This window comes from Enterococcus sp. AMC1623 (assembly GCF_058216495.1).
In genome coordinates this window covers 3,039,806-3,066,130 of record NZ_CM177096.1, presented here as the reverse complement: position 1 = coordinate 3,066,130, position 26,325 = coordinate 3,039,806, and the positions used below count along the sequence as shown (strand labels likewise).

Below are 26,325 nucleotides of genomic sequence, written 5' to 3'. Positions count from 1 at the left end.
CTCAATTTCAAAACGATGAGGGAATTACTCCCTCATCGAATGTTCGCTCTTACTTGTTCTTACTTAGGATTTTTTTTACCTTTTCTAGATTTCCAAATACCAAATCCAGAGATGACAGCTAATAAAGCACCGAAGATTGATGCAGTCGCACTCACTTCAACCCCTGTTTGAGGTAACCCAGGTTTGCCTGTAGATGGTTTATTTGTACCATTTCCGCCAGGTTTACCATGGTTATGATCGCCTTTTCCAGGTTTATCAGGTTTGCCACTATCTTTCTTACCTACAGTGACTTCTGTTGGATTGCTTTCAGCTTTTCCAGGTTCTTGAGATGTGACAAATAGTTTGTCGCCTTCACGTAAACCAGAAACAGCTACCAACCATTTACCATCAGCGCCAACAATTGCTTTACCAATCACTTTACCGTCTTTGTCACGGATAGTAATAGCCGCACCTGGTGTTCCTGTACCAGTGATTGTTTTATCCCCTTCTTTAACAGGGTTTACAGTTGGTTGAGATGTTTGGTTTTGCGCTTTTACTGTGGTAATAACTGTCTTACTTACTTTCTTACCATCAACTTGAGCAGTGATATATAATTTATCACCAGCTTTTAGTCCGGTTACTGGAATAGCAAATTCACCATTTGCTCCTGCAACACCTTTAGCAATAATGTTTCCATTCTTATCACGAATAACAATTTCAGCGTTTGGAATAGCATCCCCGGTAACAAGGACATCGCCTTCAGTAATTTCATCTACATATGGCTCATCTGTGTCTCCATCACCATCGGCATCAGAGTCGCTATCTGAGTCTGAGTCGCTGTCTGAATCTGAGTCGCTATCTGAGTCGGAATCACTGTCTCCGTCGCTGTCGCTATCTCCATCAGAATCTCCGTCTGAATCTGAGTCGCTGTCTCCATCGCTATCTCCGTCTGAATCTGAGTCGCTATCTCCATCAGAGTCGCCATCGCTGTCTCCGTCGGCATCTGAGTCGCTATCTCCATCAGAATCTCCGTCTGAATCTGAGTCGCTGTCTCCATCGCTATCTCCGTCTGAATCTCCGTCACTATCTCCATCACTGTCGCTGTCTCCATCGGAATCACCATCTCCATCGCTGTCTGAATCTGAGTCACTATCTGAATCGGAATCACTGTCTGAATCTGAGTCGCTGTCTGAATCTGAGTCACTATCTGAATCGGAATCGCTATCTGAGTCTGAGTCGCTGTCTGAATCTGAGTCACTATCTGAATCGGAATCGCTATCTGAATCTGAGTCGCTGTCTGAATCGGAATCGCTATCTGAGTCTGAGTCGCTGTCTGAATCGGAATCGCTATCTGAGTCTGAGTCGCTGTCTGAATCGGAATCGCTATCTGAGTCTGAGTCGCTGTCTGAATCGGAATCGCTATCTGAGTCTGAGTCGCTGTCTGAATCGGAATCGCTATCTGAGTCTGAGTCGCTGTCTGAATCGGAATCTCCATCTGAGTCGCCATCGCTGTCGCCATCAGAATCACCGTCTGAATCACCGTCAGCATCGCCATCCGCGTCGCCATCAGCATCGCCGTCTGCGTCGCCATCGGCATCGGCATCGCCATCGGCATCGCCGTCCGCGTCGCCATCTGCGTCGCCATCGGCATCTCCGTCCGCGTCGCCATCTGCGTCGCCATCCGCGTCTCCATCTGCGTCTCCATCTGCGTCTCCGTCTGCGTCGCCATCAGCATCGCCGTCCGCGTCTCCATCTGCGTCTCCGTCCGCATCGCCATCGGCATCGCCGTCCGCATCACCATCCGCATCGCCATCAGCATCGCCGTCTGCATCTCCATCGGCATCGCCATCCGCGTCTCCATCTGCGTCGCCATCGGCATCGCCGTCCGCATCGCCATCCGCGTCTCCATCTGCGTCTCCGTCCGCATCACCATCAGCATCGCCATCAGCATCGCCGTCTGCGTCGCCATCTGCGTCGCCATCAGCATCGCCATCAGCATCGCCATCCGCGTCACCGTCCGCATCGCCGTCTGCGTCTCCATCTGCGTCACCATCGGCATCGCCGTCCGCATCGCCATCCGCGTCACCATCCGCGTCACCGTCCGCATCGCCGTCTGCGTCGCCATCTGCGTCTCCATCGGCATCGCCATCCGCGTCACCATCCGCGTCACCGTCCGCATCGCCATCAGCATCACCATCCGCATCGCCATCGGCATCGCCGTCCGCGTCGCCATCCGCATCGCCATCAGCATCGCCGTCCGCATCGCCATCAGCATCGCCGTCTGCGTCGCCATCAGCATCACCATCCGCATCGCCATCGGCATCGCCATCAGCGTCTCCATCGGCATCGCCGTCCGCATCACCATCAGCATCGCCGTCCGCATCGCCATCTGCGTCACCATCGGCATCGCCGTCCGCATCGCCATCAGCGTCACCATCCGCGTCACCGTCCGCATCGCCATCAGCATCGCCATCGGCATCGCCGTCCGCGTCGCCATCAGCATCGCCATCAGCATCGCCGTCCGCATCGCCATCAGCATCGCCGTCTGCGTCGCCATCAGCATCACCATCCGCATCACCATCCGCATCGCCATCAGCATCGCCGTCCGCATCGCCATCAGCGTCACCGTCCGCATCGCCGTCCGCATCTCCATCAGCATCGCCATCAGCATCGCCGTCTGCGTCGCCGTCCGCATCGCCATCAGCGTCACCGTCCGCATCGCCGTCCGCATCTCCATCAGCATCGCCATCGGCATCGCCGTCTGCATCGCCGTCTGCGTCGCCATCGGCATCGCCGTCCGCATCACCATCAGCGTCGCCATCGGCATCGCCGTCTGCGTCTCCATCAGCGTCGCCGTCCGCATCGCCATCAGCGTCACCGTCCGCATCGCCGTCCGCATCACCATCCGCATCGCCATCAGCATCGCCGTCTGCGTCGCCGTCCGCATCGCCATCAGCGTCACCGTCCGCATCGCCGTCCGCATCTCCATCAGCATCGCCGTCTGCGTCTCCATCTGCATCGCCGTCTGCGTCGCCATCTGCATCGCCGTCCGCATCAGCATCGCCATCAGCATCGCCATCAGCGTCGCCATCGGCATCGCCGTCTGCGTCGCCATCAGCGTCGCCGTCCGCATCGCCATCAGCGTCACCGTCCGCATCACCATCCGCATCGCCATCAGCATCGCCGTCTGCGTCGCCATCGGCATCGCCGTCCGCATCGCCATCCGCGTCACCGTCCGCATCACCATCCGCATCGCCATCAGCATCGCCGTCTGCGTCTCCATCTGCATCGCCATCGGCATCGCCGTCTGCGTCTCCATCCGCGTCACCATCCGCGTCGCCATCAGCGTCACCGTCCGCATCGCCATCAGCATCGCCATCAGCATCACCATCGGCATCGCCATCAGCGTCACCGTCCGCATCACCATCCGCATCGCCATCAGCGTCTCCATCTGTTTCATCATCTTCTGGAACAATAATGTCTGCGTTAGGGCTGATGTAATCTACACCATCACGATTAACAGTTGAGTTAACAGTCAATTCTTCATTTTCTACAACTGCACCTACAGGAATTGTAATAGAAAAATTACCATCGCCATCTGTAGGTCCACTTCCTAGTACATTTCCATCTGCATCTTTGATTTCAACTGTAACATTTGGATCTGCCGTACCGGTTACTGTATAACCATTTACTGAATCACCAGTAATTGTTGGTACCGGTGTTACTAAAGTTGGAATTTCAGCAGGTGTTGGATCACTTTCATTTCCTTCAACGATAGCGACCACATTCACTGGTTGTCCTGGATAAACATCTTCACCATTGATTGGAATTGTATAATTACCATCACCATCAGCTACACCACTAGCAATTACATTTCCATCTGCATCACGAACTTCTATTTCTGCATCAGGATCAGCTGTTCCGCTCACTGTATAGCCTGCTGTGTTTCCTGTTACAGTAGCAGTTGGTGCTGTAACATCTATAGCAGCTGCTTCAAAATAAATGGTATTGGCATCACTAGAATTATTTAAAATATTAATATCAATTGTGTTTCCTTCAATAACTGCACCATTAAAATTAAATGCACCATCATTTGGAACGCCTACTGGATCTACTGTATCTGTATTAAGTGCAACTGGAATAGTCGCATCCATTCCACCTAATACCGCAGCATCTGCTAATTGATTAACCAATTCTCCTGCATTATTTATAACTGGATTTAATAGAAGATTTACTGCTGCATTCAGAGTAGTTTTGATCGGGTTAAGAATTAAGTTAGCTGCTGCTACTACTGGTGTGGCTATTCCTTGCTGAATAATATTGGCATTAGGATCTACTGTAATGCTTAAACTATTGATAGCATCATTCAGATCGTTCAAAATGTCTGTAACATTTTGAGCTAAAATTAATCCTAAACCGTCATTCACATCCACATATAAATGAGTACCGTCTGGTGATAACATAACATCTGAAGCAAATGTTGCTGTATCAAGTGCAATTAAATCATCTAATAACTCTTGAATTACAACGCCAGTAGTAGAAACATTAGAAATAATGCCAGCAGTGCCAGTAATAGTATCCACTATCTGACCAACTCCTGTTACTAAGCCACCCACAGCAGTTGTAAGAGCGCTTAAACCACCTGAAAGTAAAGGTACATTATTTAAATCTAAGCTAAAACTTGAATTAATTTGAGCTTGGCCATTAGTTGCTATACTTCCTTGCAAGCCTTCTGGAATTGAAATAACAATGCGTTTATTATTATCTGAAATAAGAGAAGCATCAATAGGACTTGTCCCAGATACAAAAATATTAAAATTTTCTACCCCAGTTCCAACTCTATAAGCAGTCCCATTATCATACAATCCATTTAGAATAGTTCCACTATCATTACTTGTAGTTACATTTTGTAATATAGAAGCATCAACTAAAGCTGCTTCTACAGTACTAGGTGCCCATAACAATGTTGCTGGTGCCACTACAGTTCCAGTTAATAACAACCCTGTTACTGCTGCATTGGCTAAAATACTATTTCTTTTGGAGACGCGTTTTCTTTGCTTCGCGTTCATAATCTTTTTATAGTCGTTCTTCTTCATTACTTATCCTCCTTACAAAAAGGCTTGCATCCTTTGCTTGTGAACATGAGTAACCAACCAACAAATCTCAACTCGGGAATACTTTGAATGTCCCTCCTTCTTTTTTCCCTAAACTAACCAACGATTATATATATATTATTCAATCTAATATTAAAAAAATATTAGATGCGAATACCAAATAAAGTAGATTTTTTGAACATTTGATAAGATAACTATCGACCTCAATTAAGCACATCAAGGTATAGCTTCTTGCTTAACACTGTACTGTTTTAATTGTTCAGCAACTGTATAAAATTTACTGAGTGACGATCCTTTAATAAATATGAAAGAATCATCTTCTATATATTTTTCAACTTCTTTAGCAATTAATTCTTTTTCTTCAAACCATTGGATTTCTGGAAGTTCGTTTGCCAGTTGTTGAAATGCCTTACCACATAAAAATATTTGGTCAGCTGGACTATCTTGTATCATTTCTTTTAATTTATAGTGCTCTTGGAAGCTGATTTCTCCTAAATCTGCGACTTCCCCCAGTACTAATAAACTATTTCCCGTATAAAATTTTCGTTTTTCTTTAAATGTTTGCAAACCATTTTTTAAAGCAAGAATGGAACTATTATGTGTGTCATCAATTAAAGTAACTTTCATATCCTCATTTTCAATCACACATTTCTCCAAATTCCTCGGCAAATTATGATACTCTTGAAAACAATGAATATAATCATTTACGGCATAACCTAAAGCATCGATTGCTAGTAAGCTAGCCATAATATTTTGGATTCTTCCTAAATTATCCGCAACTACTTTAAATGTATAGAGGTGACGATTTAATGACACTGTTATTTCGGAATCATCTCGTGTAATAATCCTTTCTACTAAACAACAATCCGCAGTAGAATCTGTTAAACTATATGTTTTAATCTGCAAATTTTGACTATTTGCTTCACGGAGTATTTTCCATAAATATTTTTCTTCAATATCACCGTTAATAACTGCCGTAGCTCCATTTTTTGTATGTCGAAACAATTCCGTCTTACAGGATAGATTTCTTTCTACACCATACTTTGCATGAGCATTTCCATACGATGTCATAATCACAACATCACTACGATAACGATACGTCTCATTCCCATACCCTAATCGATTCATACATCCAACAGAAGCTTCAATTAATGCTATGGTAGGATTAGTAATTAGACTCAATGCAATATCTAAATTAGGAAGATGTAAGCTTGAATTTCCTGTATTACTAGTTGGCTTTTCTTTTTCTAACAATTGCTCTAAAAGCATTCGCACAGAAGATTTCCCTGCACTACCAGTAATAGTAACCATTTTTCCAGAAGCATTTTCTGTCATGCAATCTGCTAATAATGACGCTGTTTGTAACCCATTCTCTACAATATATTGCGGGATACTGTCTTTATACTGTTCGATTGGCGTATCTGTAATAATTAATCCTATTTTATGAATGGCATTACTATTTAGTAACTGTTCATTTCTATGCAGTGGGTTCCAGTTAGGTAAATAAATCATATTTTTTAAATCTTCTTTACTTAAAGAAATATATACGGCATTTTCACACTGCGTTTCTTCTATTACTTTTGGATCAATACTCATAAAATCAAAATTAAAATCGGGGATAATGTCTGATTGTAAAAAATACCCCTTCAGATTTTGGTCAAACCACTCTAACCATTTACTGTTTTCATTAGCTGTCTGCGTTTTCCTTTTAAAAGCATCTATTTCATAGTACAGGTGACCTGCTTCATCTTTTTTTGCACTAGTTAGTAACTTATTCGAATTAAGCGTTTCTATATCTTGAATAACTGTTTGTCTATCTTTTTCATTAATAAAATAAGGTTGCCAAAATGTATCAAGATTAAAATTCCAAAAAGGATAGATTTGTATTTTATTCTTTTGGATATTCCATTTTAAGAAATAACCATATGGGAAATTTTCTGGTTTAGTGAATTCTAGACCATTATTGTTAAAAATCCCGTTACCTATGCTATAAAATACCCGTGTTCCATCAATTTCTTCTACTTCTTGAATTTTATGGGGACCACTACCAATAATTAAGTCCGCACCTTTTTCAACTAAAATTTTTGCTAACTGTCGTTGTGATACTAATACATTTTTGAAATCTACACCCCAATGTGCAAAAATAACCACTTGGGTTTCAGGATTTCTATTTTTAAATTGTTTGATTTCTTCTAATAATATTCCATCTAATGTGGTAACTCCTGAACGATTTGTTGCATAAAAGTCAAAATCTAAGTCACGCCCATTACGATGCCAATATCCTGAAAAAAAGGCTAACTTCTGATTCCCATAGGTTACAATTACTGGTTTAATGGCATCCGACAGATTTTCACCTGAACCTATTGTAGAAATTTCTGCTGCTTTTAAACTATCAATCGTATCTAAAAGCGCCTCTTCTCCATAGTCTTTCGCATGATTATTTCCCAAGTTAATCATCTTAACGAAACGATTTTTTAGTTCCTTAATCGTTTTTTCTTTATCCCCACCAAGATAGAAAACTTTTCTTTCGTTATAACAAGGTTCATTGGGTTTGATTAGCACCCCCTCATAAGTAACAATATTGAAGTCTTCCTTCTTCATTTTTTTTGATAATTTTTCAAAAGAATGTGCATAACCATATTTTTGTAACGCATCTGCTTGATTTTTCAACTTACGTTTTTTTGTATAAAATTCACCAAAATACGTATCTGCTAAGATATTAATGATGGGATTCTCTAACTCTATTTCTTCTATTTTTTCATCTGAGACTAATGTGGTTAATAAAGCTAATTCAACGGTTTGAATATAGTTTTGACTGTTAATAACTAGTGAACACACCAACTGTCCAGCAACCTCACGAAAAATTAAAGCATCACTCTGTTGATCTCCCCAAAAAATACTAGCAATAGCATCACCTTTTAAATCCATAAATGATTGCGGTTGATATTTTTTCCCCTGAATAATATGAATTCTATTTTTTATATAAGAAAAAGTGGATCTTGCTAATTTCAAGTAAGCTAAACCAACTTTATAATAATCAAATAAGTTCGTTTTTTGACGATTGGCTTGACGCCCCGTCAAACTAATCTGAGATTTTTTTGAGATATTTAATTTAATGGCTAGTTGATTTATTTTTTTCCGTGCTTCGTTCTCACTGCCATACAATTGGCATAAAGCGCGGATACAGTCTGGTGCATTTAATGAAATTGCTTGATTTAATACATCAATTAATAAGCGTTCTTCCCCACGAACGCCATGCGTTGAACGTAATGCGTCTTTTTCAACCATCGCGCCTCTAGAAAAAGTTACTACTTGATCTGGAGATAACTTCTTATCTTGTAAATCTGTCAAAATCAGCAAATAAAGCAATAAATGATTTACTCCCCACGGCGATAAACGATTGCCTGTTGGGCGTTCATTAAATAATTTTGTATCTGAAAAAGTAAGTGCTGTTGCTTCGTACGTATGATTTTCCCAACATTCCATAATACCCCTCCAAAACTCATTTTCATTTTTAAAAAAAATTCTAATGCTTCTTTTTGGTTCATTCTGTGGTGCTATAGTTCATCTTTACAAAGAAATAAGCATAACTTTATTACAACCCAAATGCTGTCGTCATTTCTGTCGTCATTTGGTCAACAGGAACAACGTCTACTAGCTGTCCTTGAATAATTAATCGACTGGTTGCATCATAATCGCCACAGGTTACTAATGTAACGATAGCTTGACCAGGTACTTCATCTAAAACTTCTGTCGCATCAGGTGCAACGGATTTTTTTGAATAGATTTCATAAATATAAATATTTGTTAAATCATTCAGATAGATACGATCGCCCATGCTCACATTCACTAATGGTGAAAATAACGCATAGGGATCATAAGACAAATGACTGGCTAAGGCATAGTTTCCACTGCCCATCACTTGAGAAGGCGACATTGTTCCTGCTCCCCACAATAAGTTCTCATTTGCTAAGCCTAAAAAAATAGGTAAATTGAGATTGACACTTGGAATAGCAATTCCAGCAACAACAGGATATGTTGAATTTTTTTTATTTAGTTGTGCTTCTACTACAGCTTGGGTACTAATCGGTTCCACTGCTGAAAAATCAAAGGTAATGCCATCTGTATTTTGTGCATTCGCCTTTTCTTCTGAGTCAATATCTTGCTCTTTTTTTGTAGAAGAGTTTGTTATATTAGAAGACGAATTGGTTGCATCTGTTGATTTACTTTGAGTAATTTTTTTTTGGTTTTCAAGAATCTCTTCTCGATTCACGTTCGCTATGGTAAATGATTGACTATTATGGCGAACAATTGCTTCTTGAATTTGATTGTTAAAAATTAAAAGTAAAGCAACGATTAGTAACATAAGAAAAAAAACGAGTTTGATTCTTCTTTTTGTTTTTTCTTTCATACTATAAATCTCCCATTAAAATAATCTGTAGTTAGCTAGCAAATCTACCTATTGAATATGAATGTACTTCAATTTAACAAATAAACCCCACCTTTTTTATAATTATTTTTTAATCAAAAAATAATTCTCATATAAATTTCCTAATTTTTATCCTTGGATTGAAAAACAAAAAAACATATTTTATTCTTCACAAAAAAGACACATATAAAATAACGACAAATATCCAGCAATTCGAAAAAATTATTGTCTTTTTGTCGTGTTATTTTTTTATTCCAGCTTTTTTATTATTAAAAAGTATTTTTTGACTAAATCTATCTGTACAAGTCAAGGACAACGGTTTCAGTTTTTATAGTTTTTTTACCTTTTTTTATAAAAAAAATTATAAAAATCCATCTTTTTTTATAAAAAAAACCATAAGGATTGATAAAATCCTTATGGTTTTCGTAATTCTGATTGTGATTCATGTTTTTTCCACCAGCGTGTATCAACAATCTTCTGAAATAGAAACTCTAGATCAGTTGCTTGAGGTAAATTTAGCAAAAATACAAATTCTTTGTCGATATTCGTTGCTATGCGCCTACTATCTGTTATGACAATATCCGCTCTATCCACGACAGGTGTCACAATTGCTCCTATATTTGCAAAATTTGTTACTAATGTTTCAATAAAATGATTGTAAAAACGGCCTTGAGAAAAATCAATATAAATATAAACAGGATCTAAAATAGCTTCTAATGGTAAAACAGTGATGATTGTCATCATATAATTCAAAAACAAATATTTTCTACGGTCATGCAAAAAGGGTTCTATTTCTTTTAAGTTAGAAATATAAATCGTTAAAAATGCGTGTATTTCCGGAAATCTGTTTTTAAAATACTCCACTTGTTCTGCATTAATAAAGTAATTATGGATTTTTCCTTTATTGAGCAAATCAATATGAACATAAAAAATTTCTTTATATAATTGGTTCGTTTCTTCAGGATAATTCCAAATTCTAGGAAATTTCTTTTGTAAAGCACTAATGAAACTGCTATTCCAACGACTTATCGTAAAGGTTGACGGAAGTTCTAAGGGGTAAGTAAGGCTTTCTAAACTAAAATAATAGCGACTCAATGCGTAAATTTCATTCCATAGTATATTTTCTGACAGTTGAAATCGCTCTAAAAACAACCGACTAGTATTTATCAATTCCTTTGGCAAAAGCTTATTGTCAATAATTTCAAATTCGCAATCATTTTCTATGAAATAATGATGTCTAATACGTGTATCAATAACAAACAATGTGTGTTTTATATGGAGCTTTTGAAAGAGTGTGGTATTTACAAAATGTAATTTTTTCTGTTGATTATTAATAAAAAAATCATCGCTTTTCTCATAAATTAAAAAATTATTTTTTTCAATTTTTAATAAAAGCTCTGTTGCCCAAAAACGTAATTCCACTTCATTTTCTGCTTCTACTTGAAAGCGTCGATTAATCTTAAATCCTAATTTTTGTAATTCTTTGTTTAGTTCACTTTGGCTTTTATGCGCAATTGGGTAACTAATTGATTCCGTTAAAGCAAATTCATTTAACGATTTATACGTTTGTAAAAAGGCTTGTAACACAAGGCGGTACTTGATTGATTCTTGAATATATAATTCAAAAAGTGTTTCAGCAATATTATGTTCTTTAGAACTCAACATAATATTTTGGTCAATAATCTCTATCGCACATAATTTATCCAAATCAAAACGCTGAAAATCCATTAGCAAACTTTGGGTAAGTCGTTTGAATACATAATTCGAAGTTTGCAATTCATTCATCATTTCATTGATCGATAAGGTAAAACTGTCTGATTCTTCTAGTTTTTTTATAAACATATACTTTTTTTGCTCTTCTTTATCCAAAAAAATTTCAAACATGCTATTTTCTCCTTATTCAATATTCCTCATTATTTATGTACTAACTACATTAACAAGATTCTTGTTTACCAATCATCTTATCAATTCCTTATTTTTTATTTATAATTTTTTTCATTCATCGGATAAGATTTATTATAAATTCAAGCAAACAAAACGAGTTTCACAAGCATTCTCATTATCTATTTCCATATTTTTTCATTATAAATAAAATTTTTACATAATAATGGCTCGTTATTTTATAAAAAGCTATCTCTAATTCAGACATTTTCTATAAAGAACAAAAAATATTTTATATGAAAACAAAAAATATTGATAATAATTCTTTTATTTTTTAATGTTTTTTATAAGGAAAAAAATGAGCTTTTTAGAAAACAACTGTTTCCTCTATAAATCAGTAACCATCTAATAAGTATCAGCTTAAAAAAACAAAACGTATATATGTAAATCAACCTTTTTTAGAAATAAAAATGTTATAGTATAAAAAAAAACAAAAACAACAGTTGTCAATTCGTGTTGTTTTTGTTTCATTCGATTTCGTTGTGAGAAATGACCTATAGCGGTTTTTTTGCTTCCATTTCATTACTTAATGCGGCAAATTCAGCTAAAGTTAATGTTTCTCCGCGGCGTGAAGGATCAATTTCAGCTGCTTCTAGACTAGCTTGTAGCCATTTTTTAGTTGCTTCATCTTTCCCATAATTATTTTGTAAATTATTCCAAAGTGTTTTACGGCGTAATTGGAAAGCTGCTTTTGTTAATTTGAAAAATTCTTTTTCATCGGTTACTTCAACTGCAGGTGTTGCTCGACGTGTTAATTTTAAAATCGCCGAATCAACATTAGGTTGAGGAACAAAAACCGTTTTGGGTACGATAAAAGCTAATTTTGCTTCCATATAATACTGAACAGCAATAGATAATGAACCATATGCTTTAGTTCCAGGCTTAGCTGAAATACGGTCTGCAACTTCTTTTTGCATCATCACGACCATTTCAGCAACGGGTAAGCCAGATTCTAAAAAGTGCATCATAATTGGTGTCGTAATATAGTAAGGGAGATTAGCAACTACTTTAATTGGTAAGTCTGCTTCAAATTTTTCCTGTGTAACATGAATTAAATCCGCTGCCAAGACATCTTGATGAATTACTTGAACGTTTGGATAATCTTGTAAAGTATCTGCTAATACGGGAATTAAGCGATCATCAATTTCAAATGCTAAAACTTGGCGCGCATTTTTTGCTAGATGTTCAGTTAATGCACCAATTCCAGGTCCGACTTCAATAACATTGGTTTGTTCGGTAATATCTGCTGTTTCAACAATTTTGCGTAAAATATTCGGTTCTGTTAAAAAGTTCTGTCCAAGACTTTTTTTGAATGTAAAACCGTGTTTTGCAAGAATTTCTTTTGTTCTTGATGGGACAGCAATTTCTCTTTTTTCGTTCACAGGATTTCCTCCACTTTTTTCATTGCTTCTGCTAATTCTTCTTCGGTAATTCGAAACATCGCTAAACGTTTCGCTAATTGTTTGCCATTTGTATAGCCTATTCGTAATTCATCGCCTAATTTTTCGCGACGCTCTTTCGCTTGCTGACCTGCGATTAAGCCATAATCTAGCAACGCTTGACGAGGAATACCTAGTTCTTGGTTGGTTACAGGCGTAACAACTTTGCGTAATGCCTCTAAAATCGCTTCATTACTAGCATGCTCAACACCTAAACTTGCCCCTTTGCGCTTTCCTTTTGCTTGGCTTCTTGGTAAAAATGCATGCTTAGCATCCGGAACAACCTCCATGATTGTCTTACGAATTTTCTCACCAGAAAAATCAGGATCCGTAAAAATAATGACCCCGCGTGTTTCTTGCGCATGAGCAATTTGTTCCAAAATGTCCTCGTTAATCGCCGAACCAATTGTTTCAATTGTATCTGCCTCAACAACTTCTTGAATACGGCGAGTGTCGTCTTTGCCTTCAACGACAATGATTTCTTCAATCGCTAATTTACTCATCGCTCAATCCCAAACAAACGATGGGCATTTGCCGTTGTTTGTTTTGCTACCTCTTCAAAAGTAACTTCACGCAATTCTGCAATTTTTTCAACGACAAAACGTGTATAGCCAGGTTCATTCCTTTTCCCTCGATACGGAACAGGTGCTAAATAAGGCGCATCTGTTTCAACTAAGAGTCGATCCCATGGAACAACTTTTGCTGCTGCTTGAACTTCTAACGCTTTTTTAAACGTTACAACGCCACTAAATGAAAGGTGCATCCCTAAATCTAAAAATTTCTGTGCCCAAATATCATCGCCACTAAAGCTATGCATAATTCCACCAATTTCACGAATATCTGCATCCTTTAAAATCCGATACGTATCTTCAATAGCATCACGCATATGAATACTAATAGGTAGTCCATGTTCTTTAGCAATCGCAATTTGACGACGAAAAACCTTTTCTTGTATGTCTTTTGGATCTTCCATCCAATAATAATCCAAGCCAATTTCACCTAGCGCTACCACTTTTGGTTGTGTTAAACGCTCTTGTAAGAATGCCTCAGCTTCTTTTGTATAACTTCCTGCTTCAGTTGGATGCCAGCCAATGATACTATAGATATCCTGATATGTTTGGCTTAATTGTAAGGATTTTTCAATTGTTGGATAATCAAAACCAACAACAGCCATTTCCGTTACGCCTAATTCATTGGCACGAGCAATCGTTTCAGGAATATCATCATTAAATTGCTCAGCGTTTAAATGTGTATGTGAATCAAAAATCATCTTTCTTCCTCCTAATTCTCTCGTATACAATAGCACATTTTCGCTAAATTCGAAACGAGTATCTCTTAAGACCTAGGCAAACATCCGTCTAAAGATGGATACGTTGGAACCTATTCTTTCTTATAATATAGTAGAAAAAGAAAAAGGAGGGATTGGGATGGAACGTTTACGTTCGCAGTACCGGTATTATTCAAGAGCAAAAGATAAAGGGTTAGCCTTTCAAAAAGATTTTCCGCAATTGGCACAACAACTGCGCCAAAAACAACGAGTTTCTGATAAAAATCAAGTAAACACCTTCACCCATTGGTTACTATTACTGGGTTTCGGAATGTTAACAATTGCTAGTTTTCCTCAACAATTAGTAATTCTTTTAATCTTAGTTGGTATTACCGCATTAGTTAAAGGTCCAGGTATGTTACTTTTTGGTATGCTGTATTCTTTCTTAGTGAGTTTGTTTCCGCCACTTGGTATTTTCTTATCGGCATTGTTCTTTTTACTTAGCTTATATCAATTAACTCGTAATTGGCGGTTTGGTTTAGCGGCAGCTTTCTTTTATTTGTATCCCATGATGACTGTAGCATTTCGTCAATTTGCTTATTTTGACCAGACAGGATGGTTACTTGCTTTTGGTGCTGTAGGACTGGTTGGTATGCACTTTTTATTTCGTAATGTATATGTTAGTCAACCATCAAGCAAAGCTTTAGCATGGTCCTTAATTAGTTTGCCTTATGATTGTCTAGTCTTTTTACTTCCTTCAAAAAAAGGCAAAAAAACACGCTTTAAGCGCAGAAAATAATGATGTGGAATTTGTGTCTGTCGACTCTTAAGAAGTACTCGACAGACTTTTTTATGCGAAAATTTTCTCTTTTGTTCGATTGCTTTTTTGCTTATAATCCACTATTCTATATACATATGTTACATTAAAAATGGCAAAGGAGACCCAATACATGTACATACTTTATGGGATAATGATTACAATCGCTCTTCTTCTTTTGTATATGGTCTTCATTGAGCCACGCCGATTGAAGAAAAAGCATTACTTTATCCGCAAAAATAAAATGCAAGTTCTAGATATTTCCAACGCTTACGATTTATATGAAGAAAATACCAATATGATTATTGCACATATTAGTGACACCCATTTTTCACGCTTATACAAACCCTATCGTTTAAATCGAGTAATTCGTTCGATTATGCAGACTTCACCCGATTTAATTATCTTTACTGGTGATTTAATTGACAACTATAAAAAATGGCCCAGTAGCGATACAAAACGTTTAATTGAAAAATTAAAAAAAATGTCTGCTCCCATGGGAAAAATTGCCATTTTAGGAAACCATGATTATTCTGGCGATGGTCAATATTTTGTCAGTGAAGTTCTTAAAGAATCTGGCTTTACGTTATTAAAAAACGAAGAAATTTTCGGATCCAATGAACATATTTCAATTAATATTGCAGGCGTAGATGATTGTATAAAAGGTTCACCCAAATTTGATTTTGAAGCAACTCTTGCTCAATGGCACTTGCTGTTAATCCATGAACCAGACAGCGTGCAACAGGTTGAAAATCTTCAAAACTATGATTTGATTTTAGCCGGTCACAGTCATGGAGGACAAATTCGCTTGCCTTTTGTTCGCTATAAACATCCTGGTGCTACTACTTACAAAAGAGGTCTGTATTTATTTGCCAATAAAACCCTGCTGTCAATCAACAATGGTTTGGGAATGAGTGTCGTGCCTATGCGTTTAGGTGTTCCACCTGAAATTATCTATTATCATCTTGCAAAAGACGAAAAAATCGCATCGAAAGATTAATTTCGATGCGATTTTTTTATTTTGCTAATCCTTCATAAATCTTATCCAAATTCCATTTCATCATTGCATAATAGCTATCTCCATCATTGCCAGATTCTGCAATTGAATCCGTAAAAATTTCAGAATAAATAGGAATTCCTGAATCTTTAGAAACACTTTGCATCGGTTTAGGATTCACGCTGCTTTCAATAAATAAAGATTGGACATTTGATTTTTTCAAACGATCGACTAATAAACGAATTTGATCTGGCGTTCCTTCTTCTTCGGTATTAATTTCCCAAATGTAAGCAGAAGGTACATCATAGGCTTTCGAGAAGTATTTGAAACATCCTTCACTCGTCACAATTAATTTGCGGTCATCTGGAATAGAAGCAAATTTAGCTTTTGCTTCTTCATCTAATTCAGTCAGTAATGCGAGATAGTTCGTAAGATTTTCTTGATAAATACTTGCATTTTCTGGGTCCTTTTCACTCAGATGTTTTGCAATATTTTCTGCATAAATCATCCCATTTTCTAAATTCAGCCACGCATGAGGATCTTCTTTTCCAGCCGCCTCATCTTCTAAATAAAGCACCTCTACACCATCACTGACTGCAAAATAATCTTCATTGACCGTTTTCTTGGCATTATTCATCAGTTTAGTAAACCAAGCATTGCCGCCTGTTTCAAGGTTCAAACCATTATAAAACAAGACATCGGCATCTGTTGATTTTTGCACATCTTCGGGCAAAGGTTCATATTCATGGGGATCTTTACCCACAGGTACAATACTGTGTAAATTGATATGATCGCCAGCAATTTGTTCTGTAATATCTTTTAAAATGGAATTGGTCACGACCACATTTAATTTATCTTCTGTTTCTTCGGTAGCATGTAGGTTCGTATATAACGCAATTCCACCACCTAATAAAGCAATCAGACCAGCAGCGAATAACCAGTTTTTCTTGCCATTTTTAGCACGTTGTTTAGGTGATAATAAAAAGCCTAAGACAAACATCGTTGCGGCAGTTAAAACAATGCTTGAACCTGCTGCAATGTTAAAGCTATACCCAATAAACAAACCAATAAGAGATGAAATTCCACCTAAAAAACTGGATAATACTAACATATGGCTCAAACGTTTGGTAAATAGATACGCCGTTGCAGCTGGCGTCACTAACATTGCGACTACTAAAATTGTTCCGACACTTTGCATCGCAGTAACGGAAACTAACGTTAATAACATCATCAATAAATAATGGTAAACTTCCACTTTCATTCCAAAGGCTTTCGCCATCATTGGATCAAATGACGTAATTAGTAACGGACGGAAGAATAAAACAATTAAAACGAGTACAAGAACACTAATTCCTAAAGTAATCCATTTATCACTATCTTGAACTGCTAATACATTCCCGAACAAAATATGGAATAAATCCGTTGAACTATTCGCTACACCGATTAAAATAACTCCCAGAGCTAAGAAAGAACTAAACGTAATCCCAATCGCCGTATCACTTTTAATGACACTATTTTGGGAAATATACGTAATCAACACCGAAGCAAGCAAACCGAATACAATCGCTCCGATAAAGAAATTTATGCCTAAAATATAAGACAATGCCACACCTGGTAATACAGCATGTGAAATCGCGTCACCCATCAAGGACATGCCTCGTAAAATAATAAAACAACCAATGGCTCCGGCAACCATACCAATCGCCACAGACGTAATCAAAGCATTTTGTAAAAAGTGATAATTGACTAATCCATCAATGAAATTACTAATCATTTAAACGACCTCCTCTAATAAAAATAGAATCGCCAAATGCTGCAACTAAATTCTTTTCTGTAAATACTTCTTGTGTAGGTCCATAAGCAATTAATTCTTTATTTAAAATAACTAATTCATCAAAATATTCTTCAACTTTGCTTAAATCATGATGCACAATAAAAATGATTTTGCCTTGTGCTTTAAAATTTTGTAGCAAATCCATAATAATGCCTTCACTCGTTGCATCAATTCCTACAAAAGGTTCATCTAGGAAAATGTATGAAGCATCTTGGACAAGTGTTCGTGCAATTAAGACACGTTGAAATTGCCCCCCTGAAAGCTCTCCAATTTGACGTTCTTTAAACTCACTCATTTTAACTAAGTCCAAGGCTGCATCAACTTTTTGCCAATCATTTTTGGTAAAACGTTGAAAAATCATTTTTTGAGGATACAGTCCCAATGAAACACACTCACGAACAGTAATGGGAAAGGTATAGTCAATTGCCGTTTTTTGTTCTACATAAGCAATTTTTTTCTGGACAGTTTTTAATGGTTGTCCATCAATCGTCGTTTCCCCTGTATTTGAAATTAAATGTAATGCTGCTTTAATAAACGTTGATTTCCCTGCGCCGTTGGGACCTATAATTCCCACAATAGCTGGTTTTTCAACTGTAAAAGATATTTTATCTACCGCTTGATGAATCCCATCATAGCTAGCAGAAATTTGTTGAAACTTCAACATATTCTTTCCTCCTTTGATAATTATAGTTAACCACATTTATATTTTTAGGCTAACCTAAACTTTTATTTAAGCGAATTATATAACTAACACAGAAAAAATGCAATCAAAAAAACGAAGAAATAAGTTTTTACTCCTCATTTCTTCGTTTTAATTATTTTGTGAAGCCTTCTAACAATCGATTTTGTCCAGCTATTGTTTGAATTTCTGTAATATTTTGTGTGACTTCTAAACAGCCTAAATACTGGTCTTCTGTGTCTTTCAATGCAAAATAGCGAATATAAATTTTCTTCGGTCCTAAATCAATCCAAAAATCCGCTTGGTCACGTGTCCCTGAACGAAAATCATCTAAAATTTGTTGGACCATGTGCATACTTTTTGGTGGATGACAATTGACCACTTCACGACCAATGACTGATTTTGTACGAGGAAAAATGCGCTCCTTACCTTCTGAATAAAAACGAACACGGTCATTTTCATCAACATACGTTAGATCAACTGGTAATGCTTGAAACAAGGCAATCAGTTGTTTAAGCTGTAACACTCCTGTGGGTAAAACCACAGTATCTGCAGTATTCGTTTGTTCCCAGTCGTAGGTTTCTTCCATAGCAATTGATTCACTCTTTAATCCAGCAGCAATAGCATCAGTTGTTTCTTTGGCTTGCTGAATAGCTGCTAATCGTAAAGGCTCACGTGCCAGCTCTTTGGCTATATCTTCTTGACTTGCTTTAAATGGTAATGGTTCTGGAATATACGCAAAGCCAATTTCGAAACTATCTGAAGCAATTTTTTCCCAATCTTTTAAGCTAAACACATCTAAAATCATTGGCACCATAATTTCTTCTTCTTTAAAAATCATTTCTTCAATTTCATTTTTTACAGTCTCCCATTTTTCAGCTAATGGATTATAGGAAACTTTTTCGCCTTTTGTATAAGCGACTAGTTCTTTGGCCATTGCACGAATATCGTCATCTACGCCCCACATCACTTGTGGAGGAGCTGTGATGCCATATTTTTCCATATAAGCAAAAATCAGTGTTTCTTTACGAGTATAATGCTTTTCAATTTGTAACAAATCCGTTAATGCGCTAATGAGACGCTCTTTTACTGACCAATCACCTTTTGAAATTTTTACTAATAAACTATCTATCTCATCCGTCAACAGAGATTGTAATACTTGATTTTCTAATTTCAAGGTATGTACTGGATGACCCGGTTGAGCGTAAGCTGCACTTGAGTGATGAATATCATTAATTGATCCTTTAAAAACAGCAGCATGAATATTGCACAGTTTTTGAATTTCGGCAGGATTTAAGCCACTTTGAATTAACGCTTTTTCAGCAGCTGTGATTTCTGTGACATCTACACCATCAAACTCTTCATTGAATAAACGTTTGGCCTCTTCAAAAGAACCACCTTCATGTAACAAGGATAAAATTTCAACAATTCTTTTTTGACGTTCTTCTCGTGTTCGTTCCATTTTATTCTCCTTTCACTGTAAAACCATTTGCTTTAAACGTTGCTACAATTTCTTCTAACGGAATTTTTTTCATCCTAGCTCCTTTAGGAATCGTCATGTAACGTCCTGCTGTTTGCAACATACCTGGTTGGGCAATTTCTTTAAATCCTATCTCAAACATTATTTCCTTCACTTGAGGATATAATGTCACTATTTCATAGACACTTTTTGTTAAATCAATCTCCATTTGTGTTCCTCCTTACAATAAGAATGATTCTCATTTAAAAGTATTATACCTTTTATTGATATATTTTTCACTAACTTTTTATAATGAAAAAGCTAAAAAACAAATGATTTAATGATAAAAAAGGATAATATATAAAAAAATAAATATTTATTGCACAAATTATTGCTTTTTTAGTTTGTGATATATTATACTATGTTTGCAAACAAATTTTAGGAGGATATTTTAATGAAAAAGATTGTAAGTAGTTTATTAATTGTTTCTGCTTTCTTGCTAACTGCTTGTGGTAGTGGTAACACAAATTCTAGTAGTGCAAGTAGTGCAACAAACTCATCTACTGAAAAAACGAGCGCTTCATCAGATGCAAATTCGGGCGCATCTGAACAAGAGTACACGGACCCGTCACAATTAAAAGATAGCTATGACGTTATCATTGTTGGTGCTGGTGGTGCAGGAATGGCAGCCGCGATACAAGCCAAAGAAGCCGGAGCAAATCCTGTTATTCTTGAAAAAATGCCAATCGCAGGTGGGAATACCTTAAAATCTTCTGGCGGAATGAATGCATCTGAAACTAAATTCCAAAAAGAACAAGGGATTGAAGATAGCAACGATACTTTTTTTGAAGATACATTAAAAGGTGGACAAGAAACCAATGATCGTGACCTACTTCGTTATTTCGTTGACCATTCAGCTGATGCCATTGATTGGTTAGATAATATGGGCATTACGTTGAATAATATTAGCTACAGTGGTGGTGCAAGTGTAAAACGTATCCATCGTCCAGCTGATGGTTCTGCTGTGGGTGGTTACTTAGTCGATGGATTAATTCGTAACGTTCATGAACGTGAAATTCCGTTATTCGTCAATGCTGATGTTACAAAAATTAATGAAACCGACGATAAAATTTCAGGTGTAACTGTTTCAATTAACGGTGAAGAAAAAGAAATCAATGCCAAAGCAGTTGTTGTAACAACAGGTGGTTTTGGTTCAAATGAAGAAATGATTACGAAATACCGTCCAGACTTAAAAGGTTATGTTAGTACGACTTCTGAAGGAAGCACTGGCGATGGCATTAAAATGATTGAAGCTTTAGGTGGACAAACAGTCGCTATGGACCAAATTCAAGTCCATCCAACTGTTGTTCAAAAAGATGGGATGTTAATTAGTGAAACCGTTCGTGGTGAAGGAGCGATTTTGGTAAATCAGCAAGGGAAACGATTCTTTAACGAACTAGAAACACGCGACAAAGTTTCAGCTGCTGAAACTGAATTGCCTGAACATTATGCATATCTAATTTTCGATGAAGCTTTAGCAAAAAGAGCAAAACAAGTAGACTTTTACAAAGAGCAAGGTGTTGTGGAAGAAGGTGCCACAATTGAAGAACTAGCGAAGAAAATTGATGTACCTGAAGAAACACTGAAAGCAACATTAGACACTTGGAATAAAGCAGTTGCTGATAAAAAAGATGAAGAATTTGGTCGTGAAACAGCCATGGATTACGATTTAACTGAGGGACCTTTCTATGCTATTCAAATTGCACCAGGAATTCACCATACAATGGGTGGCGTAAAAATTAATACCGAAACACAAGTGATTAACAAAGAAGACAAAACGATCCCTGGTTTATATGCAGCTGGTGAAGTAACAGGTGGTTTGCATGGAAATAACCGAATTGGTGGGAATGCCGTAGCTGATATTATTATCTTTGGCCGTCAAGCAGGAAATCAATCAGCAAGTTTTGCAAAAGAATAACTCATTTAAGAAGATAGCTCGTCTATCTTCTTTTTTTTGAAAAATAATGGTTAGAAATACAAAATTCGAACATTTTTTTGTTATTTTATCTTAATTCCCAAAAGAAAAGAACCGATTGAATAATTTTAGATACATCAATGCATTTAAAATTATTCAATGAAATGGGGAGAAAAAGTGAAAAAACAGAAAAGTATTAGTACGATTATTTTAGCCGTCTTAATTTGGTTGAGTTTGTTACCAATTATTGTCATGTTAATAAGTTCTTTTACTATCACGACTAATTTATTAAAAGAACGCAATCTAGTTAGTCAAGAAAGTGGCACACAAGCTGTTATTACTGAAAAAGAGAATCTTCTAAATAATGCAAAATCGCGTTTAGATGCCATTTCTGAAGAGCCTGTTTTTAAAACAGCATTTGATTTTAAAGAAATTCGTAAAACTTTACGAACCGCTCTATCTGGAGAAATGAACATCACAGCGATTACTTTTGCCACATTAGACAATCGTTTCACTGCAACAAACGAGTTACCGAAAGACTATAAACCAAGTGATCGACCATGGTTTATAGATGGTGTTGAAGGTAATGGTACTGCCATTTGGTCGATTCCTTACCAAGATTTAGTTAGCGGAAATTTTGTCAATACAATCTCTAAAATGATTCGCAACGATCAAGGTGATTGGGGTGTTATTAGTCTAGATGTCTCCTATGAGAGTGTCACTAAAGTTTTAAATGACTTAACCATCGGACAAACGGGGCATGTTTCTTTAATGACAAAAGATGGTGTAATTATTGCTGATGTTGATCCAGAACGTGTTGGTACGGATATTTCTGACACTACCACCTATCAGCAACTAAAACAAGCGACAATCCAAAAAGGCACCCTTACCAAAAACCTCCCATCTGACACAGAAACTATTTATTTTGATAAAGGTACCGAAGCTGATAGTCATAGTTGGGCCTTTGCGACTATTTATAAAGGAGAATATTCCAAAGAAAGTCGTGCATTATTACTTACTTCCTTAACAGTTGCGATAGTTATGTTGCTAGTGACGACTGCCTTTGCCTTTTTTGCAAAAAATATTATCAAAGAAATAATTCTAGTTTTTGTAGAATTATTCAATCAGATGAAAGATGGCATGTATCATCAAATTTCAAAGAAAAAAAGAAAACGTGCGCCCTTCTATAAAGTTACTGAAAATGCTCGCAATTATTTATATCCAGATGAAAATGGTAATGAAATTCATCGCATGGCAGCTAGCTATAACAATATGATTGATGGTGTAGAAGAAATTATTCATACTTCACAACAACAAAGTATGCAAATTGCTGAAATGGCAGATTCTCTGTTAGAATTGTCGCAGCAAACCACTTCTGCAACTGGTGACGTAACTGAAACAATCACTGGAGTAGCACAAGTGACAGGTATGCAAGCACAAGAAACAGAACATAGTGTGGCCCAAATGCAACAACTTTCTAATGTAATCCAAGAGCTAACAACAACTGTCGAAACTTTAAATCAGCAATCGGAAAATTCCAGTAAAAGTAATCAACAAAGTATGGATGTGATGAACAAAGTCAATATCAGTTGGCAAAGTGAAATGTCACAAATGAGTACTTTAGTTGATGGAATGAATGGCATGAATCAAAATATTCAAGCCATTAACCAAATTATTAATGTTATCAATGATATCTCTTATCAAACGAACTTATTAGCTCTAAATGCCTCAATTGAAGCTGCTCGTGCAGGTGAATCTGGTAAAGGCTTTGCAGTCGTTGCTGCCGAAATTCGTCAGCTAGCCGAACAAAGTAAGAATTCTACCAAAGAAATTGAAGAGATTATCGAAACTATCCAACACCAATCACTCAATATGGTTGAACAAACAACACGTTCATTAGATGGTGGTGAAAAACAAACTGATTTAATCAGCGAAGCAATTACTTCTGCCCAAGAAGTCTTTAGGCGTAACACTACAATTTTTGATAGTATTCAAGAAATTAAACATTCTACAAGTCACATCGCATCTATTCAAAATAGTGTTCTTGAAAATCTTGAAAGTATTTCAGCCTCAACCGAAGAAAATGCAGCAGGTACACAAGAAGTTTCTGCGAATGCCCAAGAGGTTTTAGCAACGATGGAAGAATTCGTTAGTCATGTAGGCGATTTACAAGGAATCTCTGAAGAATTAAAACAAATGGTCAATCGCTTATCCATTGTTAAAGCAGACTAATTTATGCATCGGAGCTTTTTTTGTTCCGATGCATGTTTGCTCTTAAATTTTAATTTAGATAACCGATTTATCTTATGTGTAACAATATACAATTCTAGATAGAAATGAGGAAAGTGATGAAAAAGCAAAAAAGTATCGGTACCCTAATTCTAAGTGTCTTAGTGTTGCTTGCTCTAATTCCTGTATTGGCAATGTTATTTAGCTCATTTGCTCTTACTACCAATATCATGGAAAAACGTAATGATATAACCAAAGAAAGTGCGACTCGTGCAGTAATGACTGAAAAAGAGAATCTTGTCGCAAATGCTGAATCACGTTTTAACAGTTTTGCTGAGAATGATTTTTTCAAAAAAGATTTTAATATGACAGAAATTCGTTCTGCAATTGATTTTGCAGTAAATGGTGATCTTCAAATTAAATCCATTATTTTTGCAACACCAGATAATAAATTTGTATCCAACGTAAATATCCCAGCAGATTTCCAAGCACCTGAAAGACCTTGGTTTAAAGAAGCTGTTGCGAACAATGGAAAAGCAAGTTGGTCTACCCCTTATCAAGATGTAGTAACCAAAGAATTTGTTAATGCCTTTTCAAAGGTTATCACGAATGATAACGGTGATTGGGGTGTTCTTAGTCTAGAAGTTTCTTATGAAAGCGTCAATAAATTAATCCAAGATTTACGAATTGGACGCACCGGACAAGTTTCGCTTATTACGAGTGAAGGCGTGATTATTGCCGATCTTGAACCAGAACGCGTAGGTGTCGATGTTTCTGACAATGATGTCTTTACCAAGATGAAAGAAGCCGCTAAGTCAACAGGTAACATTTCTTATCGTGACGGTGATGTCTCAAGCATTTATTTTGATAAAGGTTCTGATCCCGAATCGAAAACTTGGGCGTTTGCTACTCTTCGTTCAACCGAATACAATGAGGAAAAAAATTCATTATTGACTTCTTCAGCAATTATTGCAGTTATTCTTCTAGTCATTGTGTTTTTATTCTCTTATTTCGTACGAAATATCATTAAAAATATTATTTTAGTATTTGTTGAGTTATTTGATGAAATAAAAAATGGCATCTATCGTCCCATTCCTAAAAAGAAAAAGAATGGTTTAAGCTTTAATATTGCGGCTAGTGCAAAAAATTATGTCTATCCTAATCCACAAGGGAATGAAATTCACCGAATGGCAGATAGTTACAACGAAATGATTAAGAGTACCGGTCGTTTATTAACAAATACAAAAAAACAAAGTGATGTTGTAGCAACAATGGCAGATTCTTTATTAGAACTTTCTCAACAAACAAGTTCTGCAACTAGTGAAGTGACTGAAACCATTACTGGCATTGCAGAAGTAACAGGTACACAAGCACAGGAAACTGAGCACAGTGTTAGTCAAATGCAACAACTTTCAGATGTTGTTCAAGAATTGACTAATAATGTTACTACGATGAATGAACAGTCTCATGAATCCACACAAATTAATCAACAAAGTATGGATGTGATGGGTGCTGTTAACTCAAGTTGGCAACAGGAACTTGCACAAATGAGTAATTTGGTAAACGGAATGAATACCATGAATCAAAGTATTCAAGCGATTAATCAAATTATTAATGTCATTAACGATATCTCTTATCAAACAAATCTATTAGCTTTAAATGCCTCAATTGAAGCCGCTCGTGCGGGTGAATCTGGGAAAGGCTTCGCAGTCGTTGCTGCCGAAATTCGTCAATTAGCAGAGCAAAGCAAAAATTCTACGAAAGAAATTGAGACGATTATTTCAACAATTCAAAACCAATCAACAGAGATGGTTGAACAAGCGTCACGTTCTCTAGACGGCGGTGAAACACAAACACGTTTGATTGAACAAGCGATTGTCTCGGCTGAAGAGGTCTTTAATCGAAATACCTTAATGATTCAAGGTATCCAAGAAATTGAACAATCCACCACTCGAATCGTTACTGTTCAAAATTCTGTTTTAGAAAATTTAGAAAGTATCTCAGCTTCCACAGAAGAAAATGCTGCAGGTACGCAAGAAGTTTCAGCCAACGCCGAAGAAGTTTTAGCAACAATGGAAGAATTTGTAGGACACGTCAGTGAATTACAAAGCATTTCAAATAATTTAAAAGATATTGTAAATACCTTAAAGATTCTTAACTAAACAA

The 26,325-nt window shown here is 37.0% G+C and carries 16 protein-coding genes; 5 read left to right on the top strand and 11 right to left on the bottom strand.

Annotation, left to right across the window (positions count from 1 at the left end; all coding sequences use genetic code 11):
* Positions 1-59: 59 nt before the first annotated feature.
* The 7 genes from AC4BC7_RS15060 to AC4BC7_RS15030 all read right to left on the bottom strand — a co-directional run bounded on the left by AC4BC7_RS15060 (position 60) and on the right by AC4BC7_RS15030 (position 14,172).
* Positions 60-5,075 carry an adhesive domain-containing protein gene (locus AC4BC7_RS15060; protein ID WP_490503266.1) on the bottom strand — a complete coding sequence of 1,672 codons (5,016 nt, stop codon included), beginning with the start codon at positions 5,073-5,075 and terminating at the stop codon, positions 60-62.
* A 234-nt stretch (positions 5,076-5,309) separates the two neighbouring features.
* Entirely contained in the window at positions 5,310-8,579 is a 3,270-nt protein-coding gene (locus tag AC4BC7_RS15055) for a CapA family protein (protein ID WP_490503265.1), read from the bottom strand.
* Positions 8,580-8,688: 109 nt separating this feature from the next.
* Positions 8,689-9,504, bottom strand: a complete 816-nt coding sequence (locus tag AC4BC7_RS15050; protein ID WP_490503264.1) for a class A sortase — start codon at positions 9,502-9,504, stop codon at positions 8,689-8,691.
* Positions 9,505-9,936: 432 nt separating this feature from the next.
* Complete coding sequence (locus AC4BC7_RS15045; protein ID WP_490503263.1) at positions 9,937-11,406, bottom strand: helix-turn-helix domain-containing protein; 1,470 nt, start codon at positions 11,404-11,406, stop codon at positions 9,937-9,939.
* Positions 11,407-11,957: 551 nt separating this feature from the next.
* Entirely contained in the window at positions 11,958-12,845 is an 888-nt protein-coding gene (rsmA, locus tag AC4BC7_RS15040; RefSeq protein ID WP_207871492.1) for a 16S rRNA (adenine(1518)-N(6)/adenine(1519)-N(6))-dimethyltransferase RsmA, read from the bottom strand.
* Complete coding sequence (rnmV, locus tag AC4BC7_RS15035; RefSeq protein ID WP_207871493.1) at positions 12,842-13,405, bottom strand: ribonuclease M5; 564 nt, start codon at positions 13,403-13,405, stop codon at positions 12,842-12,844. The genes rsmA and rnmV overlap by 4 nt, the downstream gene beginning before the upstream one ends.
* Positions 13,402-14,172, bottom strand: a complete 771-nt coding sequence (locus tag AC4BC7_RS15030) for a TatD family hydrolase (RefSeq protein ID WP_490503262.1) — start codon at positions 14,170-14,172, stop codon at positions 13,402-13,404. Before AC4BC7_RS15030 ends, rnmV begins: the two co-directional genes overlap by 4 nt.
* A 157-nt stretch (positions 14,173-14,329) precedes the next feature.
* Here AC4BC7_RS15030 and AC4BC7_RS15025 point away from each other — a divergent pair, with 157 nt between their 5' ends.
* Positions 14,330-14,968, top strand: coding sequence for a hypothetical protein (locus tag AC4BC7_RS15025; protein WP_490503261.1), 639 nt, complete (start codon positions 14,330-14,332; stop codon positions 14,966-14,968).
* Between the two features lie 151 nt (positions 14,969-15,119).
* Positions 15,120-15,986, top strand: coding sequence for a metallophosphoesterase (locus AC4BC7_RS15020; protein ID WP_207871496.1), 867 nt, complete (start codon positions 15,120-15,122; stop codon positions 15,984-15,986).
* 16 nt (positions 15,987-16,002) lie between these two features.
* Here AC4BC7_RS15020 and AC4BC7_RS15015 read toward each other — a convergent pair whose 3' ends face one another.
* The 4 genes from AC4BC7_RS15015 to AC4BC7_RS15000 form a co-directional block, all read right to left on the bottom strand.
* Positions 16,003-17,757, bottom strand: a complete 1,755-nt coding sequence (locus tag AC4BC7_RS15015; RefSeq protein ID WP_207871497.1) for a metal ABC transporter permease subunit — start codon at positions 17,755-17,757, stop codon at positions 16,003-16,005.
* Positions 17,750-18,481: a metal ABC transporter ATP-binding protein gene (locus AC4BC7_RS15010; RefSeq protein ID WP_490503260.1), complete on the bottom strand. Its 732-nt coding sequence runs from the start codon at positions 18,479-18,481 to the stop codon at positions 17,750-17,752. The genes AC4BC7_RS15015 and AC4BC7_RS15010 overlap by 8 nt, the downstream gene beginning before the upstream one ends.
* Positions 18,482-18,632: 151 nt before the next feature.
* A complete protein-coding gene (locus AC4BC7_RS15005; protein ID WP_490503259.1) occupies positions 18,633-19,958 on the bottom strand; it encodes a DUF438 domain-containing protein in 1,326 nt (441 codons plus the stop codon).
* A gap of 1 nt (position 19,959) precedes the next feature.
* Entirely contained in the window at positions 19,960-20,184 is a 225-nt protein-coding gene (locus AC4BC7_RS15000; RefSeq protein WP_016174259.1) for a DUF1858 domain-containing protein, read from the bottom strand.
* A gap of 225 nt (positions 20,185-20,409) precedes the next feature.
* Here AC4BC7_RS15000 and AC4BC7_RS14995 point away from each other — a divergent pair, with 225 nt between their 5' ends.
* The 3 genes from AC4BC7_RS14995 (at position 20,410) to AC4BC7_RS14985 (ending at position 26,321) form a co-directional block, all read left to right on the top strand.
* Positions 20,410-21,933, top strand: a complete 1,524-nt coding sequence (locus AC4BC7_RS14995) for a flavocytochrome c (RefSeq protein ID WP_490503258.1) — start codon at positions 20,410-20,412, stop codon at positions 21,931-21,933.
* 174 nt (positions 21,934-22,107) lie between these two features.
* Positions 22,108-24,162: a methyl-accepting chemotaxis protein gene (locus tag AC4BC7_RS14990; RefSeq protein WP_490503257.1), complete on the top strand. Its 2,055-nt coding sequence runs from the start codon at positions 22,108-22,110 to the stop codon at positions 24,160-24,162.
* Between the two features lie 116 nt (positions 24,163-24,278).
* Complete coding sequence (locus AC4BC7_RS14985) at positions 24,279-26,321, top strand: methyl-accepting chemotaxis protein (protein WP_490503256.1); 2,043 nt, start codon at positions 24,279-24,281, stop codon at positions 26,319-26,321.
* Positions 26,322-26,325: the final 4 nt, after the last annotated feature.

Bases quoted from the DNA above. Each gene is read 5' to 3' on its own strand.
- AC4BC7_RS15060 (WP_490503266.1), bottom strand. From the start codon at position 5,075: ATGAAGAAGAACGACTATAAAAAGATTATGAACGCGAAGCAAAGAAAA.
- AC4BC7_RS15055 (WP_490503265.1), bottom strand. From the start codon at position 8,579: ATGGAATGTTGGGAAAATCATACGTACGAAGCAACAGCACTTACTTTT.
- AC4BC7_RS15050 (WP_490503264.1), bottom strand. From the start codon at position 9,504: ATGAAAGAAAAAACAAAAAGAAGAATCAAACTCGTTTTTTTTCTTATG.
- AC4BC7_RS15045 (WP_490503263.1), bottom strand. From the start codon at position 11,406: ATGTTTGAAATTTTTTTGGATAAAGAAGAGCAAAAAAAGTATATGTTT.
- rnmV (WP_207871493.1), bottom strand. From the start codon at position 13,405: ATGAGTAAATTAGCGATTGAAGAAATCATTGTCGTTGAAGGCAAAGAC.
- AC4BC7_RS15030 (WP_490503262.1), bottom strand. From the start codon at position 14,172: ATGATTTTTGATTCACATACACATTTAAACGCTGAGCAATTTAATGAT.
- AC4BC7_RS15025 (WP_490503261.1), top strand. From the start codon at position 14,330: ATGGAACGTTTACGTTCGCAGTACCGGTATTATTCAAGAGCAAAAGAT.
- AC4BC7_RS15020 (WP_207871496.1), top strand. From the start codon at position 15,120: ATGTACATACTTTATGGGATAATGATTACAATCGCTCTTCTTCTTTTG.
- AC4BC7_RS15015 (WP_207871497.1), bottom strand. From the start codon at position 17,757: ATGATTAGTAATTTCATTGATGGATTAGTCAATTATCACTTTTTACAA.
- AC4BC7_RS15010 (WP_490503260.1), bottom strand. From the start codon at position 18,481: ATGTTGAAGTTTCAACAAATTTCTGCTAGCTATGATGGGATTCATCAA.
- AC4BC7_RS15005 (WP_490503259.1), bottom strand. From the start codon at position 19,958: ATGGAACGAACACGAGAAGAACGTCAAAAAAGAATTGTTGAAATTTTA.
- AC4BC7_RS15000 (WP_016174259.1), bottom strand. From the start codon at position 20,184: ATGGAGATTGATTTAACAAAAAGTGTCTATGAAATAGTGACATTATAT.
- AC4BC7_RS14995 (WP_490503258.1), top strand. From the start codon at position 20,410: ATGAAAAAGATTGTAAGTAGTTTATTAATTGTTTCTGCTTTCTTGCTA.
- AC4BC7_RS14985 (WP_490503256.1), top strand. From the start codon at position 24,279: ATGAAAAAGCAAAAAAGTATCGGTACCCTAATTCTAAGTGTCTTAGTG.